We start from the raw sequence: 15538 nt of genomic DNA on the forward strand, positions 1-15538 counted from the left end.
TCGCTCAGGAGGCCGTCTTCTGGCGGCCGATCCGCTCCGCACTTTCCTTCAAGGCCAGCAGCACCGTCTCGCGGCGGGCATCGTCGAAGCGCGTGATCAGCCCGGAGATGGCGAGCGCGCCGCGCAAATTGCCGTCGGGACTGAAGACAGGGACGGCGATCGCAGCGATGTCGGAATCGCGTTCGCCCAGAGAGACCGCGTGCCCCGCCCGCCGGATCTCCCGGTACCGAGAATCCTCCTCAGTCCAGGCAAGGAGAAGGTGGGACGCCGCCCCCGCCGTCAACGGCATACGCGCGCCTTCCACGATGTGGTGACGAATCGCGCGGTCTGGCTCATGGCGATAAAGGCAGACACGGCTGTCACCGTCGCGAACATAGAAGGATGCCGTCTCACCGATCGTCTCGGCCAGACGACGCAGTTCCGGGCGGATGAGGTCTGCAGCGGTGAAATTCTGCCGGTACCGCGCCCCTAGCCGCCACACCGTCGCGCCGAGCCGATAGCGCCCATCGGGCTGGCGCGCGATGTAACCGTAACGCTCCAGCGACACGCAGAGCCGCAGGATCGTGCTCTTGTAGAGGCCCGTGCGGCGCGCAAGCTCCGCAAGCGTGAGCGTCAACTCTCCCTCATCGAAGCAGGCCAGGATGCGGAAGGCGCGCTCGACCGCTTCCACGCCGCGCTGGCCCGCATCGTCAGAAACACCGTTCTCAACCGTTGCCACGATTGTCTTCCCCTCTTGCCGCTATACAATCGTTCTGCTACGTTGAATATACGTTCTGCCTGACAGAACGCAAGAACAATGAAGAACGATCCGGAGGACATCGGCCCAACTTGCGGAATTGATTCCGCACGTCCCGCTATCCCTCTGATCAAAAAGGAGACGCCATGCTCCGGCCCCTCGCCGGTATCCGCATTCTCGACCTGACGAACGTCCTCGCAGGTCCATTCTGCTGCCATCAGCTCGTGCATTTCGGTGCGGAGGTGATCAAGGTCGAGGCAACGGGTCGAGGCGACCTTGCGCGCCAGCTCGGGGCCGATCCCGAGCTCAATGCCCGCAACATGGGCATCTCCTTTCTGGCGCAGAACGCCGGCAAGAAGTCCGTCACCGTCAACCTCAAGGACGAGCGCGGCAAAGCCATTTTCCGCCGCCTGGTGGAAAGCGCCGATGTCCTCGTCGAGAATTTTCGCCCCGGCGTCATGGAGCGGCTGGGCGTGGGCTATGAGGCGCTCAAGGACGTCAACCCGCAGCTCATCTACTGCGCCATCTCCGGCTTTGGGCAGAGCGGCCCCTGGATCGGACGCCCCGCCTACGACCAGATCATCCAGGGCGCGTCCGGTGTCATGTCGATCACCGGCGACAATGATTCAGGCCCGTTGCGCGTCGGCTACCCGATCGCAGACACGATCGGCGGATTGACCGCAGCCTTTGCAATTGCCGCTGCCCTCAATGCCGAAGAGCGCGGCGCGTTTCTCGATGTTTCCATGCTCGAAGCGACGATCGCCACCATGGGCTGGGTCGTCTCGAATTATCTGATCGGCGGCGTCGAGCCTTCGCCGAAGGGCAACGAAAACATGACGTCTGCCCCTTCCGGCTCGTTTCAGGCGCAGGACGGGCTTCTCAACATCGCGGCCAACAAAGACGAGCAGTGGCAACTCCTTGCCCGCCATCTTGGACGCGAGGACCTGCTTCAGGATCCGGATTTCGCCACCCGCGAGAAGCGCAAGGAGAACCGCGTTCGTCTCAAGGCTGAGCTGGAAACGGCACTGACACGCCGCCCTGCACGCGATTGGGTGCGCGAATTGAACGAGATCGGCGTCCCGGCGGGTGCCGTGATGAGTGTCCCGGACATCCTGGCGCATCCGCAGATCGCCGAAAGAGGAATGCTCGGGACTTTCCAGAACGTTCCAGGCGTCGGGCGCGACATCACCGTCATCCGCACCGGCATCAAGATGAGTGGCGAGGCACCGAGCGTCGACGCGCCGCCGCCGCAACTCGGCGAGCACAACCAGGAAGTCTATGGCGCTCTCGGCCTGCCGGCGAGCGAGATCGAGACGCTTCAGAAGGAAGGTGCGATATGAGCGACGTGTCCGATTGGTGGCGCACCTCCATCATCGAGATGGAACCAGGCAAGATCAGTTTCCGCGGCTACCCGGTCCAGGACCTCATCGGCCAGGTGAGTTTTCCCGAGATGATCTGGCTCATGACCCGCGGCGAACTGCCGGGCCATGACGAGGCGGCCCTATTTGAGGCGGCGCTCGTCGCGGCCGTCGATCATGGGCCTCAGGCTCCTTCGATCGCGGCGGCTCGCATGGCCGTCACCTGTGGCCTGCCCTTGAATGGCGCCATGGCGTCCGCAGTCAATTTCCTCGACGACGTGCATGGTGGCGCAGGCGAGCAGGCCGTCGAACTCTACCACATGATCGACGACGCCGGCGGGCCGGAAAAGACGGCCGATATCCTGGACCGCTGGCAGGCGGAACGCAGCCGTTTCGTGCCCGGCTTCGGCCACCGCTTTCACAAGCCGGTTGATCCCCGCGCGCCCCGCCTTCTTGGGCTTGTCGACGAGGCAGCCGCGGCCGGGACCGTTTCCGGACGCTTTGCGACGATCGGTCGTGCAATTGAAAAAACGCTGACGGAGGCGAAGAGCAAGCCCGTCCCGATGAACATCGACGGGGCAACCGCCGTCATCTACGCCGAGCTCGGCTTTCCAGCGCCCCTTGCCAGAGGGCTGTTCTGCCTGTCACGTTCCGTCGGCATTCTCTCCCATGCCTGGGAGCAGATGTGTCAGGGTGGCCGCAATAAGGGCCCGACACCACCAGCCTATCGCTGGACCTTCGACGGAATGGCTCCGCGCGAAGTGCCGGCTTCCTATCGCAGCCAGAAGCTGCGTCAGAATGGTCAAATCAGGGAGGATTCATGACCATGTCATTGCGTCGTTTGCTTGTACTTGCTCTGCCGCTGGCCTTCGCCACGGCCACGCTGAGCGACCGGGCGTCGGCCTTCGAGCCGTCGTCGACCGAATGCATCGCCCCCGCCAATCCCGGCGGCGGCTGGGACTTCACCTGCCGTCAGGTCGGCAAGACCATGCAGGATCTGGGCTTCATCCCGGGTACGATGAAGGTCACCAATCTTGCCGGCGGATCGGGCGGCGTCGCCTTCGCCGAAGTCGTCAACAAGCGCAATGACGACAACAACCTCATCGTCGCAGCCTCCTCGGCAACCTCGAGCCGCCTCGCCCAGGGCGCCTATCCCGGCGGCGACATGGATCAGGTCCGCTGGCTCGCCTCCGTCGGCGCCGATTACGGCATCATCGCGGTTGCCAAGGATTCGAAGTTCAACACGCTTCCCGAACTGTTCGACGCCATCAAGGCCGATCCTTCCTCGATCGCCGTCTCCGGCGGCTCGGCCGTCGGCGGATGGGATCATCTGAAAGTTCTGATCGCAGCCAAGCGCGCCGGCATCGATAAGCTGCGTCAGATCAAATACGTCGCGTTCGAGGGCGGCGGCGAAGCGGTGACCCAGCTTCTCGCCGGCTCCGTTCAGGCCTTCTCCGGCGACGCATCAGAAGCGAAGGGCTTCGTCGATTCCGGCGACATCAAAGTCCTCGCCGTCCTCGCTCCGGAACGCCTGCCCGGCGATTTCTCGAAATTCCCGACCGCCAAGGAACAGGGCATCGATGCCGTCGGCGCCAATTGGCGCGGCTTCTATGCCCCGGGCGGCATGTCGGACGAAGCCTATGATTGGTGGGTCGAAACCATCGGCAAGACCTACAAATCCGACGAATGGAAGAAGATCATGGCCTCCAACGGCCTTGCCCCGCTGGATCTTCAAGGCGAAGACTTCGAGAAATTCGTGGCTGAATCCGTCGCGGAGATCAAAGAGCTCTCTCAAGAAATCGGCATCATCAAGTGACATCGCGAAGGGCCGCGCCGGACCTCGGCACGGCCCTCCTCGATAACGGGGAGAGCTTATGAGCGATCGGATACTCGGCGTGATCGGCGTTGCGCTTGCCGCCTTCTATATCTGGCAGGCGACGCTCATCCAGGAAAGCTTCATGTCCGATCCGGTCGGACCCAAGACGTTTCCGATCATCATCGGCGTCATTCTCGGACTTTCCTCCATCTATTTCATCATCAAGCCCGATCCCGAACCGCAATGGGCGAGCTTCGGGCGCACGATGGAAGTGCTGTTCGCCGCCGCGGTGCTCTTCGGTTACGCCTATGCGCTGCCGATCGGCGGCTTTGTCCTCACGACCGCCATCACCGCAATGTTCCTGTCCTGGCGTCTCGGCGCGGGACCTGTGCAAGCGGCAATCGCAGGTGCCACCATCTCGGTCGGCATCTACGTCCTTTTCGGCCTCGTCCTCGGCTTGTCGCTCGCGCGCGGCCCCTGGGGCTTTTGAGAAAGCGGAGGATTTTTCGATGGACGCACTCTCCTCCCTTGCCGACGGTTTTGCCGTCGCTCTCACCTTTCAGAACCTGCTACTGGCGCTCCTCGGCTGCTTTCTCGGCACGATCTTCGGCGCTCTGCCAGGATTGGGGCCCTCGAACGGCGTCGCCATTCTCATTCCGCTCGCCTTCACGCTCGGCCTGCCCGCAACGCCGGCTCTGATCCTTCTGACCAGCGTCTATTACGGCGCCATGTATGGCGGGCGCATCTCGTCGATCCTGCTCAACATCCCGGGTGACGAGCCGGCGCTGATGACGACGCTCGACGGCTATCCGATGGCCCAGCAGGGCAAGGCCGGCGAGGCGCTCGCACTTTCCGGCATCGCCTCCTTCGTCGGCTCGTTCTTCGCGACCTGGGGGCTCGTCTTCCTCGCCCCACAGCTCGTCAAGGTCGCCCTCCTCTTTGGCCCGGCGGAGTACTTCGCCCTCTTCACACTGGCCTTTGCCACGCTCGGAGGGATCGCCAGCCGCAATCAGGCGAAGGCCGCCTTCTCCGCAGCCCTCGGTGTCGGCATCGCCATGATCGGCGTCGATGCCCAGACGGGCGTGCCACGCTTCGCTTTCGGCGAGGTGCATCTTTACGACGGCATCGATTTTCTGGTCGCGATCGTCGGCCTGTTCGCCGTCTCTGAGGTGTTCATCTTCCTGGAACACCGCGGCGAAGAAGCTCATGCGGAGGGCGCGAGCAAGCTCGTCAACCGCGTCACCGCGCCGCTTTCGATGCTCCGTAAGACCGCTGGCACGATGGGCCGCTCGACCGTTCTCGGCTTCCTCGCCGGCGTCCTGCCCGGGGCCGGTGCATCGCTCGGCTCGTTCATCGCCTATTCGGTCGAAAAGCGCGTCTCCGACCGCAAGGGCACGTTCGGCAAGGGCGACCCTCGCGGCGTTGCGGCGCCAGAAGCCGGCAACAACGCCGCCGCCGGTGGCGCCCTCGTGCCGATGCTGGCGCTCGGCGTTCCGGGCTCGGGCACGACGGCCGTGCTTCTCGCCATGCTGCTCGCCCTCAACATCACGCCGGGGCCGCTTCTCTTTCAGTCCAATCCGGACGTCGTGTGGGGCCTGATCGCGGCGCTGTTCATCGGCAACATCATCCTGCTGATCATGAACATCCCGCTCGTCTCTCTGTTCGTGCGGGTTCTCCTCGTGCCGCCGAAATACCTCATGCCGGCGGTCGCGATGATCGCATTCGTCGGCGTCTATGGCATCTCCGGCTCGACCTTCGATCTCGTCGTCATGGTGCTCTTCGGTCTCGGCGGCTGGTTGTTGCGCAAGCTCGACGTGCCGCTGGTGCCGGTGATCCTCGGCGTCCTCCTCGGAGGGCAGATGGAGGTCAACCTCCGCCGCGAGCTGACGATCTCCAACGGCGACTGGTCGGCGCTCGTCGATTCGTGGCTGTCGATCACGCTCTGGGGGCTCGCGATCGTCGGCTTCATCCTGCCGATTATCGTCGGCTCGTTCTTCCGCACCAATGTCGGCAAGGGTCGTTCGCGCGAAAGCGACGATCCGGATTGATCGGTGATTTCTGCGCGGCAGAGGCTCGTTTCGCGCAGCCCTGCCCCGCCTGACGGCGACTTGCCCAGGCTTTTTCGACACGCCACCTGAAGACGGGGAGCGGACAATCGCTCCCGTCTTTAGTTCGTCACGGGGAAGCCGCCGTCATGTCTCAAGGAACGCCGCGACCGCATGAGTTCAAGCTCGCCAGCGTGCCGGCCTTCTGGCCGGTCGCCATGGCCTCCGCTCTCGTCGAGGATGAAGCGGAGCTTTATGCCCGCAACGTTAAATTCATCGAGGAAGAAATCAAAATCCATCACGAGCTGCGGCCGCAGCTTGCGACGGAGAATCGGGTCCGCCTCGCGCTTCGGACCATGCATCTGCGCGATTACGGACGCGAAGAAGGGCGCCCGACGCTCGTCGTCGCCCCCTATGCCGGGCACAGCGCCATGATCGCCGACTATCACAAGGGCCAAAGCCTCGTCCAAACGCTGCTGGACGGCGGCATCGCCCATGTCGCCCTGACGGACTGGACCTCGGCGACCCCCGACATGCGCGACTTCGAGGTCGACAATTATCTGGAAGAGCTGCTCGTTGCGATCGACGATCTCGGCGGCTCCGTCGATCTCGTCGGGCTCTGCCAGGGTGGATGGGCATCCGCCATGATCGCGGCGCGCTTTCCAGAGAAGGTCAACAGCCTCGTTCTTGCAGGCGCGCCGATCGACACGGATGCCGGCGACGGCCCCATCAAACGCATGGTGCAGGCCTCTCCCCTGTCCTTCTACCGCGAACTCGTGGAACTCGGCGGCGGCCTGATGCTCGGCCGCTTCATGCTACGCGGCTGGAAGAACATGCATCCGGCCGAACATTACATCGACGAGCACATCGAGCTTTACGAGCACATCGACGACCCGGCCTATCTCGCCAAACGCGAGACCTTCGAGAGCTGGTATGAAAACCCGATCGACCTGCCGGGACGTTGGTATCTCCAGGTGATCAAAGAGATTTTCAAGGAGAACCGCTTCGCCAAGGGCACCTTCGTCGGGCTCGGGCGGCCGCTCAAGCTGAGCGATATCAGCTGCCCGGTCTATCTCCTTGCCGGCGCCGCCGACGACATCACCACACCGGAGCAGGTGCTGGAGGCCGATCGTCTCCTTGGAACGCCCAAGGACGCGATCGTGAAGGAGACGGTGCCCGGCGGCCATATCGGGCTTTTCATGAGCGCGCGCACGCTCTCGCAAACCTGGCCGAAAATTGCGAGTTGGATCCTTCGCGCCTCCGACAGGTCATCCGCCACCTGACCACGCCCATTCGCCAGGACGGCAGGACCTCCCCGCCGCCTATTTCAACACCTCGACGAGCACGCTCGACAGGCCCGGAAAGGCGGCGATGAGGATGAGGCCGATGAGACTCGTGATCAAAAACGGCACGGCGCCGCGCGCGATCTTTTCCAGAGGCAGTGACGTCATATTGGCCGCTAGATAGAGATTGATGCCGACGGGGGGCGTGAAGAGCCCGATCGCCAGATTGACCATCACCAGGACGCCGAACCAGACCGGATCCCAGCCGAGCTCACGCATGACCGGCAGGAAGATCGGCAGCGTGATGAACATGATGGTGATCGCGTCCATGAACATCCCCGCAATCAGGAGGATGAGCATGATGACGATGAGGATGACCCATTGCTGGTCGCTCAACCCGAGAAGCACGGTCGAGTATTTTCCGATGAGATCATCGACCGTCACGACCCAGCCGAAGAGGCTTGCATAGGCCACCACAAGCATGACGACGGCCGAGGATGCCGCAGCTGCGGACAATGCCTCGTAGAGCGTCGCAAAGCTCAAGGTGCGGTAGACGAGGCCGCCGACGAAGAGCGCATAGACAGTCGCCACGATCGCCGCTTCGGTCGGCGTGAAGATGCCGGAATAGATGCCACCCAGAATGACGAGCGGTGTCATCAACCCCCAGAAGGAATGCAGGAAGGAGCGCCACAGCCGTTGGCCGTACGGGAGTTCCGAAAACGCCTGCGGCATCAGGCGCTCCAGGCTCGGCGGCATCTCGTTCACATCCACTTTCGGCACGAAAGGCAGAGCGACGAGCATCAAGAGCCCCATGACAAGGCCCGGGATGATCGCTGCCGTGAAGAGGTCCGAAATCGAGGTTTCGGCAATGACGCCGTAGATGACGAGACCGATCGAGGGTGGAATGACGATGGAAAGTCCCGCACCGGCGCAGACGAGGCCGGCCGCAAAAGCTCTCGGATAGCCATCCTCGGCCATGCCGCGCACGATCAGCGGGCCAATTGCGGCAACCGATGCCGGCCCGGAGCCCGAGACCGCACCCCAGAAGAGGCAGACGACGGTTCCGACAAGCCCCATGCCCCCCGGCAGGCCGCCGACGAGAACGCGGAAGAAGGCGATGATACGCTCCGCTATGCCGAGGGAGCCCATCAAGGTGCCGGCGAGGATGAAGAACGGAATCGCCAGCAGGGAGAATTTGGCGATCCCGCTTGCGATGAGATCGCCCGCCATATCGAGACCGAAGCCGATCGCCCACATCGCATAGACGGCAGAAAGCCCGAGGGCGAACGCGACTGGCACGCGCAGGAACAACAGCACGAAGAACAGGATCACCATCTGCGTGCCGGCATCGAGGTCAAACATCGGCGACGACCTCATGCGTGTCACCGCGCCAGCGCTCGAAGGCATGCTGAATGTAGCGGATAATGACGAGCGCGAAGCCGAAAGGCAGCGCCACGCTGTAGTACCAGGCCGGGATCTGCAGCGCGTAGGAGCGCACACCACTCTCGAACTGGTTCGCGAAAAGCTGCCAGGTGAACCAGGCCGACATCGCGAGGAGAGCGACGGAGAGGACGCTCGACAGGACGAGGATCGCCCTCCGAACCGGCCTCGGCACGGCATCGTAGAGGATGGTCACGGCAAGATGCTCGCCGTTGCGTGCGGCGATGGCCGCACCGAAAACCGTCAAAAGCAGAAAGCCGTTGGTGAGGAGCTCTTCCGTCGATGCGAGCGAATAGCTGGTCAGATAGCGCACGACCACATTGGCGAAGCCGAGGGCCGTCATCGCAAGAAGGATCACCGCGCAGACGATCTTCTCCGCTTCGCGCAACAGGAACGACACGAAACCTCCTCAAAGGCTGAACGTGCAGGCGGGCACAGACACCCCGCCTGCATGAGCGATGCCTCAGTTCGACTGAGCGATGGTGTCCTGGAAGCTCTTCACGAGATCCTCGCCCACCTTCTTCGACCATGTGTCGAAGGCCGGCTTGGTCGCCTTGCGGAAAGCATCGATCTCTTCGGCATTCGGCTCATAGACGTCCATTCCCTGTTCGCGCAGGAATTCGACGCCCTTGGCCGTGCCTTCACGGCTGATTTCCTTCTGGTATTCCATCGCCTCTTCGGCGGCCTTCTTCACCGTGGTCTTCGTCTCATCATCCCACGAATCCCACAGCTTCTCGCTGACGCCGAGGAAAAGCGGGTCGTAGGAATAGTGCCAGGTGGTCAGGTATTTCTGCACCTCGTAGACGCGCTGCGGGATGATGACGGCGCCGATCGGGTTTTCCTGGCCGTCGACCACGCCCTGCTGCAGAGCCGGAAACGTCTCCGACCATTGCATCTGCTGCGGGTTGGCGCCGAGCGCCTGCATCACGTCGATGTACATCGGACCCGAGACGCGCATCTTGAGGCCCTGCATGTCCTCCGGCGTCTTGATCGGGCGGACATTGTTGGTCACTTCGCGGAAGCCGTTCTCGCCCCAGGCGAGAGCGATGATGCCGTGCTCTTTCAAGATCTCTTCGATCTTCTGCCCTGGCTCGCCGCTCGTCGTGGCGTCGACCGCGTCATAGTCCGAATAGAGGTACGGCAACGAGAAGACCGCAAGCTCCGGCACAAGCGGCGTGACGTTGATCGCGGAGGTCAGCATGAAGTCGATGGAGCCACGGCTCACCATCTCCGTCTGCTTCATCTGGTCGCCGCCGGCGAGCTGCGCATTCGGGAAGATACGGACGTCCATCTTGCCGTCGGTCGCCTCACCCAGAAGCTCGTTGAACTTCTCGGCGCCCTTCTGCCAGGTCGTCGTGTTGCTGGTATTTTGCGACAAACGATAGGTTTCGGCCGAAGCCGGCCCCGCCATCGCGGCAAGCGTGGCGGAAAACAGCGCAATCGCGCCAATTTGCGAAATTTTCATTTTCTTCCTCCCGTTTTCGCCTCACCAACACGAACGATTTTTCGGCAAAGCGCTCTTTGGTGATCGAAAAATCCATCTGAGGCCGCGCACAATACGGATGAGCGAGCGCCACGCAATGCCGTAAACGCCTCACCCGGTGCACGAAAGGCCAAGACGAGGCGAACGTCGCTCCCCGCGCGACCTGGGTGGCAGGCGCGCTTCAGAATTCGTCCGACATGATGTGGGGAAAAGGGTGTGGTGGGTCCGGCAGGACTCGAACCTGCAACCAAGCGGTTATGAGCCGCCGGCTCTAACCAATTGAGCTACGGACCCAGACAGGCGTCAGGTACGCGATTGCCCGGCACCGGGCAAGCCGGCGCGACACAACAGCCCCAAAAAGAGCCGCATTCGGCAGGCATTCGCACGGGCCACCGATTCACGCACCCCGGAGAACCGACATGCCGACCAGACGCCTTATCGCCCCGGCCCTCGCCCTCTCGCTCGCCGCATTCGCAGCACCGGCGCTCGCACAGGATGGGCCAGACCGCCCGCAAATCAACGTCTCCGGCAACGGCGAGGCATTCGGAACGCCAGACATGGCCGTCGTCACGCTCGGCGTGTCGGAACAGGCGAAGAGCGCGCAGGAGGCGCTTCGCGCCAATTCAGAGGCGATGACGAAGGTCACGCAGGCGCTAAAGGACCAGGGCATCGCCGACCGCGACCTGCAGACCTCAGGCTTCTCCATCCAGCCGGTCTACGAGCAGCCGCGCCCGGGCCAGGCTTCCGAGCGCAAGATCGTCGGCTACCGCGTCGACAACCTCCTCACGGTTCGCATCCGCGATCTTGAAAGCGCCGGCTCGACGCTCGACAAGGTCGTGGAGCTCGGCTCCAACCGCATCCAGAATCTGTCGTTCACCATCGACGACCCGAAGCCACTCGAAGAAGAGGCCCGCAAAAAAGCGGTCGAGGACGCGCGTGCCCGCGCCGAACAGCTCGCCGAGGCGGCCGGAATCACCCTCGGGCCCATCCAGTCGATCTCCGAACAGAGCTATGGCCGCCCGCAGCCGAAGATGATGGCGATGGCGCGCGCGCAAATGGACGAGGCAGCGGTGCCGCTGGAAGGCGGCGAAGTCTCCGTCGAGGTCCAGGTCAACATGGTCTGGGGGATCGAGGAGTAACCAGCTCTTCCGAGATCTCAACGAGAGCGACTGCAACGAAAAAGCCCGGCACGATGGCCGGGCTTTTTTGTTGTCTCTGGCCTTGGAGGCTCAGCTATCCAGGAAGCTACGGAGCTTCCTACTCCGGCTCGGATGCTTCAGCTTGCGGAGCGCTTTCGCCTCGATCTGGCGGATACGTTCGCGGGTCACCGAAAACTGCTGGCCGACCTCCTCGAGCGTGTGGTCGGTGTTCATGCCGATGCCGAAGCGCATGCGGAGAACGCGTTCCTCGCGGGCGGTCAGCGAGGCGAGAACGCGCGTCGTCGTCTCGCGCAGGTTCGACTGGATCGCCGCGTCGATCGGCAGAATGGCGTTCTTGTCCTCGATGAAGTCGCCGAGATGGGAATCCTCCTCGTCGCCGATCGGCGTTTCGAGGCTGATCGGCTCCTTGGCGATCTTCAGGACTTTCCTGACCTTTTCGAGCGGCATCTGCAGCTTCTCGGCCAGCTCCTCCGGGGTCGGCTCGCGGCCGATCTCGTGCAGCATCTGGCGCGAGGTGCGAACGATCTTGTTGATCGTCTCGATCATATGGACCGGGATGCGGATCGTGCGTGCCTGATCGGCGATCGAGCGGGTGATCGCCTGGCGGATCCACCAGGTCGCATAGGTGGAGAACTTGTAGCCGCGGCGGTACTCGAACTTATCGACCGCCTTCATCAGGCCGATATTGCCTTCCTGAATCAGATCAAGGAATTGCAGGCCGCGGTTCGTGTATTTTTTGGCGATCGAGATAACGAGCCGGAGGTTCGCCTCCACCATCTCCTTCTTCGCCTGCCGGGCTTCGCGCTCGCCCTTCTGCACCTTGTGGACGATGTTGCGGTACTCTGAGATTTCGAGTCCGGTGCTCGCCGCAAGTTCCTGAATTTCCGTACGAATGCCGTGGATCTGGTCCTTGCCGTTGGCAACGAAATCGCGCCAGCCCGGCGAGGTCAGACGCGCCACGCGGCGAATCCAGTGCGGGTCGTGCTCGTTGCCGCGGTAGTGCGACAGGAATTCCATGCGGTCGACGCCATAGCCCTCGGCGAGGCGCATCAGCCTGGTGTCGAGAGACACGAGACGCTTGTTGATGTCGTAGAGCTGCTCGACCAGGGCATCGATGCGGCCCTGATTCAAGGACAGCGACTTCACCTCGGCGACGATCTCGTCACGCAGCTTCTTGTAACGGCGCTCCTGCGGCGGGGTCAGCGCCCGGCTCTGCATGTCGTTTTCGACAAGCGTGTCGTGCAGTTTTCTGAGGCGCTTGTAATTGTCGGCGATGGTATCGAAGGTCGCGAGCACCTGCGGCTTGATCTCCGCCTCCATGGCGGCGAGCGACAGATTATTCTCGTAATCGTCCTCGTCCTCGTCGCTCTCCTCACCGCCTTCGGTGGCTTCCCCGGCCTCGGCTTCCGCCCCGCCTGCGGCCTGGCCCTGCGCGGGATCCGGCGCCTTGGCATCGGGCCCGGCATAGGTCGCTTCGAGATCGATGATGTCGCGCAGCAGCGTATCGCCGTTGTTGATCTCGTCGCGCCAGATGATGATGGCCTGGAAGGTGAGCGGGCTTTCGCAAAGCCCTGCGATCATCGCCTCGCGGCCGGCCTCGATGCGCTTGGCGATGGCGATCTCGCCCTCGCGCGACAGGAGCTCGACCGCCCCCATCTCGCGCAGATACATGCGCACGGGATCGTCGGTGCGATCGGACGGCTCGCGCTTGGTCGTCTTCTTCGTGACGGCGGTCGAACCGGCCTCCACGAGATCGCGGCCCTCCGATTCATCCTCTTCTTCCGCCTGCGGCTCGTTCTCTTCCGCCTCGTCGGCTTCCACCACGTTGATGCCCATATCGGAAAGCATCGACATGGTGTCCTCGATCTGCTCGGAGGTCACCTCCTCCGAGGGAAGGACGGAGTTGAGCTGATCGACCGTGACATAGCCGCGCTTCTTCGCCTCCTTGATCATGCGCTTTACAGCGGCATCTGAGAGATCAAGAAGCGGGCCGTCGCTGTGCTGGCCGTCGCGCGTCTCGTCCTTGGTTTCGGTCGTCTGGGGCTGGTTCGCTGTCGTCATTGATCCGTCGTCTCAGCGGTGCGATGGTCAATCGCCCGTGCTATCGCTGTCGAGGTTGCGTTCCAAACTAAGGGCTGCACCGTAAAGCGCCACTTAACCATGGCCCGCTTTATCGGCAATTTGTTTTTCTCGAACGCTCGACCGCTCGAACAAACTTTGCCCGCCTCAACGGCGAGCCTTGAAGGGATGAAGGAGAACGGTTTCCGTCTGCTCGTCTTCAAAGGCACGATGGCGGAGCCGCAGATCTTCCTCTTGTATATCCTTCAACCGGGTTAAACTGGCCTCAATCGTCTCGTTAGCAAGATCACGTGCTGCCTCCCGGCGCTCGTTAGATAGAGTTGTGGTGCGCAGACGCAAGAGGGCCGCATCGTCCCAAATGGCTGCGGCTTTGAGAGAATCTCCGCCCGGCCCCAGATCGGCAAGGCCTGAAGTGGCAAGCTTGCGGCCGATTGTCTCCACCACCGCCGAATGCCCTTTTGTCTTCAGGCGGTCAAGGAGTGCGCCCGCGCTCAGTTCGGGCTCTTCGGACAAAGCCAAAGCGATGGTGCCGGCAAGCTCAGAAAGTGCCGCATCCGTGAAAGGAATGCGGCCGAGCATTTCGAGCCTCTCTTCGGCGAGCTGCGGATGAGCCAGAAAGGTGCCGACCAGGATGGCGTCGGAAAGGCCGATCGCTGCCCCTGTCCGCCCCCCGCCACGCACAAGCGCCGTCGACAGAAGGCTGGTCGAGGCTTCACCCAACGCCTCGGGCGGCATGAAGCGACCGCCCCGGCCGGCGCCTTGGCGTCGTCCTCCACCAAAATTCTGGCGGGGCGTGCGGCCCTGCTTCGCCCCTCCGCCGCGGCTGCGACGGCGCTCAAACAGACGGTCGCGATAGAGCTGCTCGTAGTTGCGGCGGACATCGGCATCGCCGATCTGCGCCACCGCGTCTTTGAGCGCTTTCTCTGCGCCGGCGAGACGCTCCGGCGTATCGAGCGGCCCGCGCTCCATCTCCCGGCGCCAGAGCATGTCCGCAAGAGGGTTCGCCTGATCGAGAAGAGAAGCGAAAGCATCCGATCCCGAAGCCCGGATGAGATCGTCCGGGTCCTGCCCTTCCGGCAGGAGCGCAAACAGCAGGCTGCGTCCGGGCTTCAGATGCGGCAAGGCAAGATCGATCGCCCGCGCGGCCGCCTTGATGCCGGCCTGGTCGCCATCGAAGCACAGGATCGGCTCTTCGGCCATTTGCCAGAGAAGCTGCAGTTGTTCTTCCGTCAAAGCCGTGCCGAGCGGGGCAACTGCGGCTTCGAAGCCCGCCGCCACCAGCGCCATCACGTCGATATAGCCTTCGACGGCAATCACCTTCTGCCCCTTGGCGCTCGCGGCCCGCGCCATCTTGCCGTTGAAGAGAACGCGGCTCTTGGAAAAGAGCGGCGTCTCCGGCGAGTTCAGGTACTTGGCCTGCGCGTCCGGCGACAGGGCCCGTCCGCCAAAAGCGATGACACGGCCCCGGAAATCGAGGATCGGGAAGATGATGCGATCGCGGAAGCGGTCGTAGCTCACCGGAATGTCGTTGCCGGCAATGACGAGGCCGGCCTCCGCCATCTCCTCCGGCTTCACCCCGACCTCTGCGAGGTGATTTTTCAGCGCATTGCGAGAGGACGGCGCAAAGCCGAGGCGGAAGCGGTTTTGGATGTCCTGTCCGAGGCCGCGATCGCGCAGATAAGCGCGCGCCCTGGCGCCATCTTTTCCGGCGAGATTCCGTTCAAAAAAGGCAGCCGCCTTCTCCATCACCTCGACGAGGCCCATGCGGCGGGCCTGACGCGCCTCTTCCCGCGGGTCGGGATCGGGCAGCTTCAGTCCGGCCTCGCCTGCGAGCTGCTCGACCGCCTCCGGAAACGTCATCCCGTCGAGCTCGACCAGAAAGGTGAAATGGTCGCCAGACACGCCGCAGCCGAAACAATGATAGCGACCCCGACGATTGTCGGCGTGGAAGGACGGCGTCTTCTCGCCGTGAAACGGACAGCACGCCCAGTAATCGCCGCGAGATGGCAGCGATTTGCGCTTGTCCCATGACACGCGCCGACCGACGACGTCGGAGATCGGGATCCGGCTTCGGATCGCGTCAAGAAAGGATGGCGGGAAACGCATCCTGCCCTCTTAGCACAGCGGCGGGAAACGCG

13 protein-coding genes and 1 tRNA gene are annotated in these 15538 nt (G+C 63.1%); 7 read left to right on the forward strand and 7 right to left on the reverse strand.

Annotated elements, in window-relative coordinates; genetic code table 11:
- Positions 1-4 precede the first annotated feature (4 nt).
- The gene (locus tag ACK8CP_RS06970) at positions 5-718 is read right to left on the reverse strand and encodes an IclR family transcriptional regulator (RefSeq protein ID WP_414833777.1); all 714 of its coding nucleotides are present in this window, start codon (positions 716-718) and stop codon (positions 5-7) included.
- A 164-nt stretch (positions 719-882) separates the two neighbouring features.
- On the opposite strand from ACK8CP_RS06970, the gene ACK8CP_RS06975 reads away from it, so the two are divergent.
- The 6 genes from ACK8CP_RS06975 (at position 883) to ACK8CP_RS07000 (ending at position 7238) form a co-directional block, all read left to right on the forward strand.
- Positions 883-2076, forward strand: a complete 1194-nt coding sequence (locus tag ACK8CP_RS06975; RefSeq protein ID WP_261212115.1) for a CaiB/BaiF CoA transferase family protein — start codon at positions 883-885, stop codon at positions 2074-2076.
- Entirely contained in the window at positions 2073-2918 is an 846-nt protein-coding gene (locus ACK8CP_RS06980; protein WP_414833778.1) for a citryl-CoA lyase, read from the forward strand. Before ACK8CP_RS06975 ends, ACK8CP_RS06980 begins: the two co-directional genes overlap by 4 nt.
- Positions 2915-3910, forward strand: coding sequence for a Bug family tripartite tricarboxylate transporter substrate binding protein (locus ACK8CP_RS06985; protein WP_370642291.1), 996 nt, complete (start codon positions 2915-2917; stop codon positions 3908-3910). The genes ACK8CP_RS06980 and ACK8CP_RS06985 overlap by 4 nt, the downstream gene beginning before the upstream one ends.
- 58 nt (positions 3911-3968) lie before the next feature.
- Positions 3969-4400, forward strand: a complete 432-nt coding sequence (locus ACK8CP_RS06990; protein ID WP_092815077.1) for a tripartite tricarboxylate transporter TctB family protein — start codon at positions 3969-3971, stop codon at positions 4398-4400.
- A gap of 19 nt (positions 4401-4419) precedes the next feature.
- Positions 4420-5958: a tripartite tricarboxylate transporter permease gene (locus tag ACK8CP_RS06995; RefSeq protein ID WP_414833779.1), complete on the forward strand. Its 1539-nt coding sequence runs from the start codon at positions 4420-4422 to the stop codon at positions 5956-5958.
- A 146-nt stretch (positions 5959-6104) separates the two neighbouring features.
- Entirely contained in the window at positions 6105-7238 is a 1134-nt protein-coding gene (locus tag ACK8CP_RS07000; RefSeq protein ID WP_414833780.1) for an alpha/beta fold hydrolase, read from the forward strand.
- A 39-nt stretch (positions 7239-7277) separates the two neighbouring features.
- On the opposite strand, the gene ACK8CP_RS07005 is transcribed toward ACK8CP_RS07000, so the two are convergent.
- The 4 genes from ACK8CP_RS07005 to ACK8CP_RS07020 form a co-directional block, all read right to left on the reverse strand.
- On the reverse strand, positions 7278-8600 hold the full coding sequence (locus ACK8CP_RS07005; RefSeq protein ID WP_414833781.1) for a TRAP transporter large permease: 1323 nt from the start codon (positions 8598-8600) through the stop codon (positions 7278-7280).
- A complete protein-coding gene (locus tag ACK8CP_RS07010; RefSeq protein WP_234627755.1) occupies positions 8593-9078 on the reverse strand; it encodes a TRAP transporter small permease in 486 nt (161 codons plus the stop codon). The genes ACK8CP_RS07005 and ACK8CP_RS07010 overlap by 8 nt, the downstream gene beginning before the upstream one ends.
- Positions 9079-9141: 63 nt before the next feature.
- The gene (locus ACK8CP_RS07015) at positions 9142-10143 is read right to left on the reverse strand and encodes a DctP family TRAP transporter solute-binding subunit (protein WP_414833782.1); all 1002 of its coding nucleotides are present in this window, start codon (positions 10141-10143) and stop codon (positions 9142-9144) included.
- Positions 10144-10378: 235 nt separating this feature from the next.
- Positions 10379-10455 (reverse strand) — tRNA-Ile (locus ACK8CP_RS07020).
- A 125-nt stretch (positions 10456-10580) separates the two neighbouring features.
- On the opposite strand from ACK8CP_RS07020, the gene ACK8CP_RS07025 reads away from it, so the two are divergent.
- The gene (locus ACK8CP_RS07025; RefSeq protein ID WP_414833783.1) at positions 10581-11300 is read left to right on the forward strand and encodes an SIMPL domain-containing protein; all 720 of its coding nucleotides are present in this window, start codon (positions 10581-10583) and stop codon (positions 11298-11300) included.
- Positions 11301-11390: 90 nt separating this feature from the next.
- On the opposite strand, the gene rpoD is transcribed toward ACK8CP_RS07025, so the two are convergent.
- Both rpoD and dnaG read right to left on the reverse strand, forming a co-directional pair.
- On the reverse strand, positions 11391-13382 hold the full coding sequence (rpoD, locus tag ACK8CP_RS07030) for an RNA polymerase sigma factor RpoD (protein ID WP_414833784.1): 1992 nt from the start codon (positions 13380-13382) through the stop codon (positions 11391-11393).
- Between the two features lie 165 nt (positions 13383-13547).
- A complete protein-coding gene (gene dnaG, locus ACK8CP_RS07035) occupies positions 13548-15506 on the reverse strand; it encodes a DNA primase (RefSeq protein WP_414833785.1) in 1959 nt (652 codons plus the stop codon).
- Between the last annotated feature and the right edge of the window lie 32 nt (positions 15507-15538).

Source organism: Afifella sp. YEN Y35, from assembly GCF_047553465.1.
In the GTDB taxonomy this organism is placed as follows: Bacteria; Pseudomonadota; Alphaproteobacteria; order Rhizobiales; family Afifellaceae; genus Afifella; species Afifella aestuarii.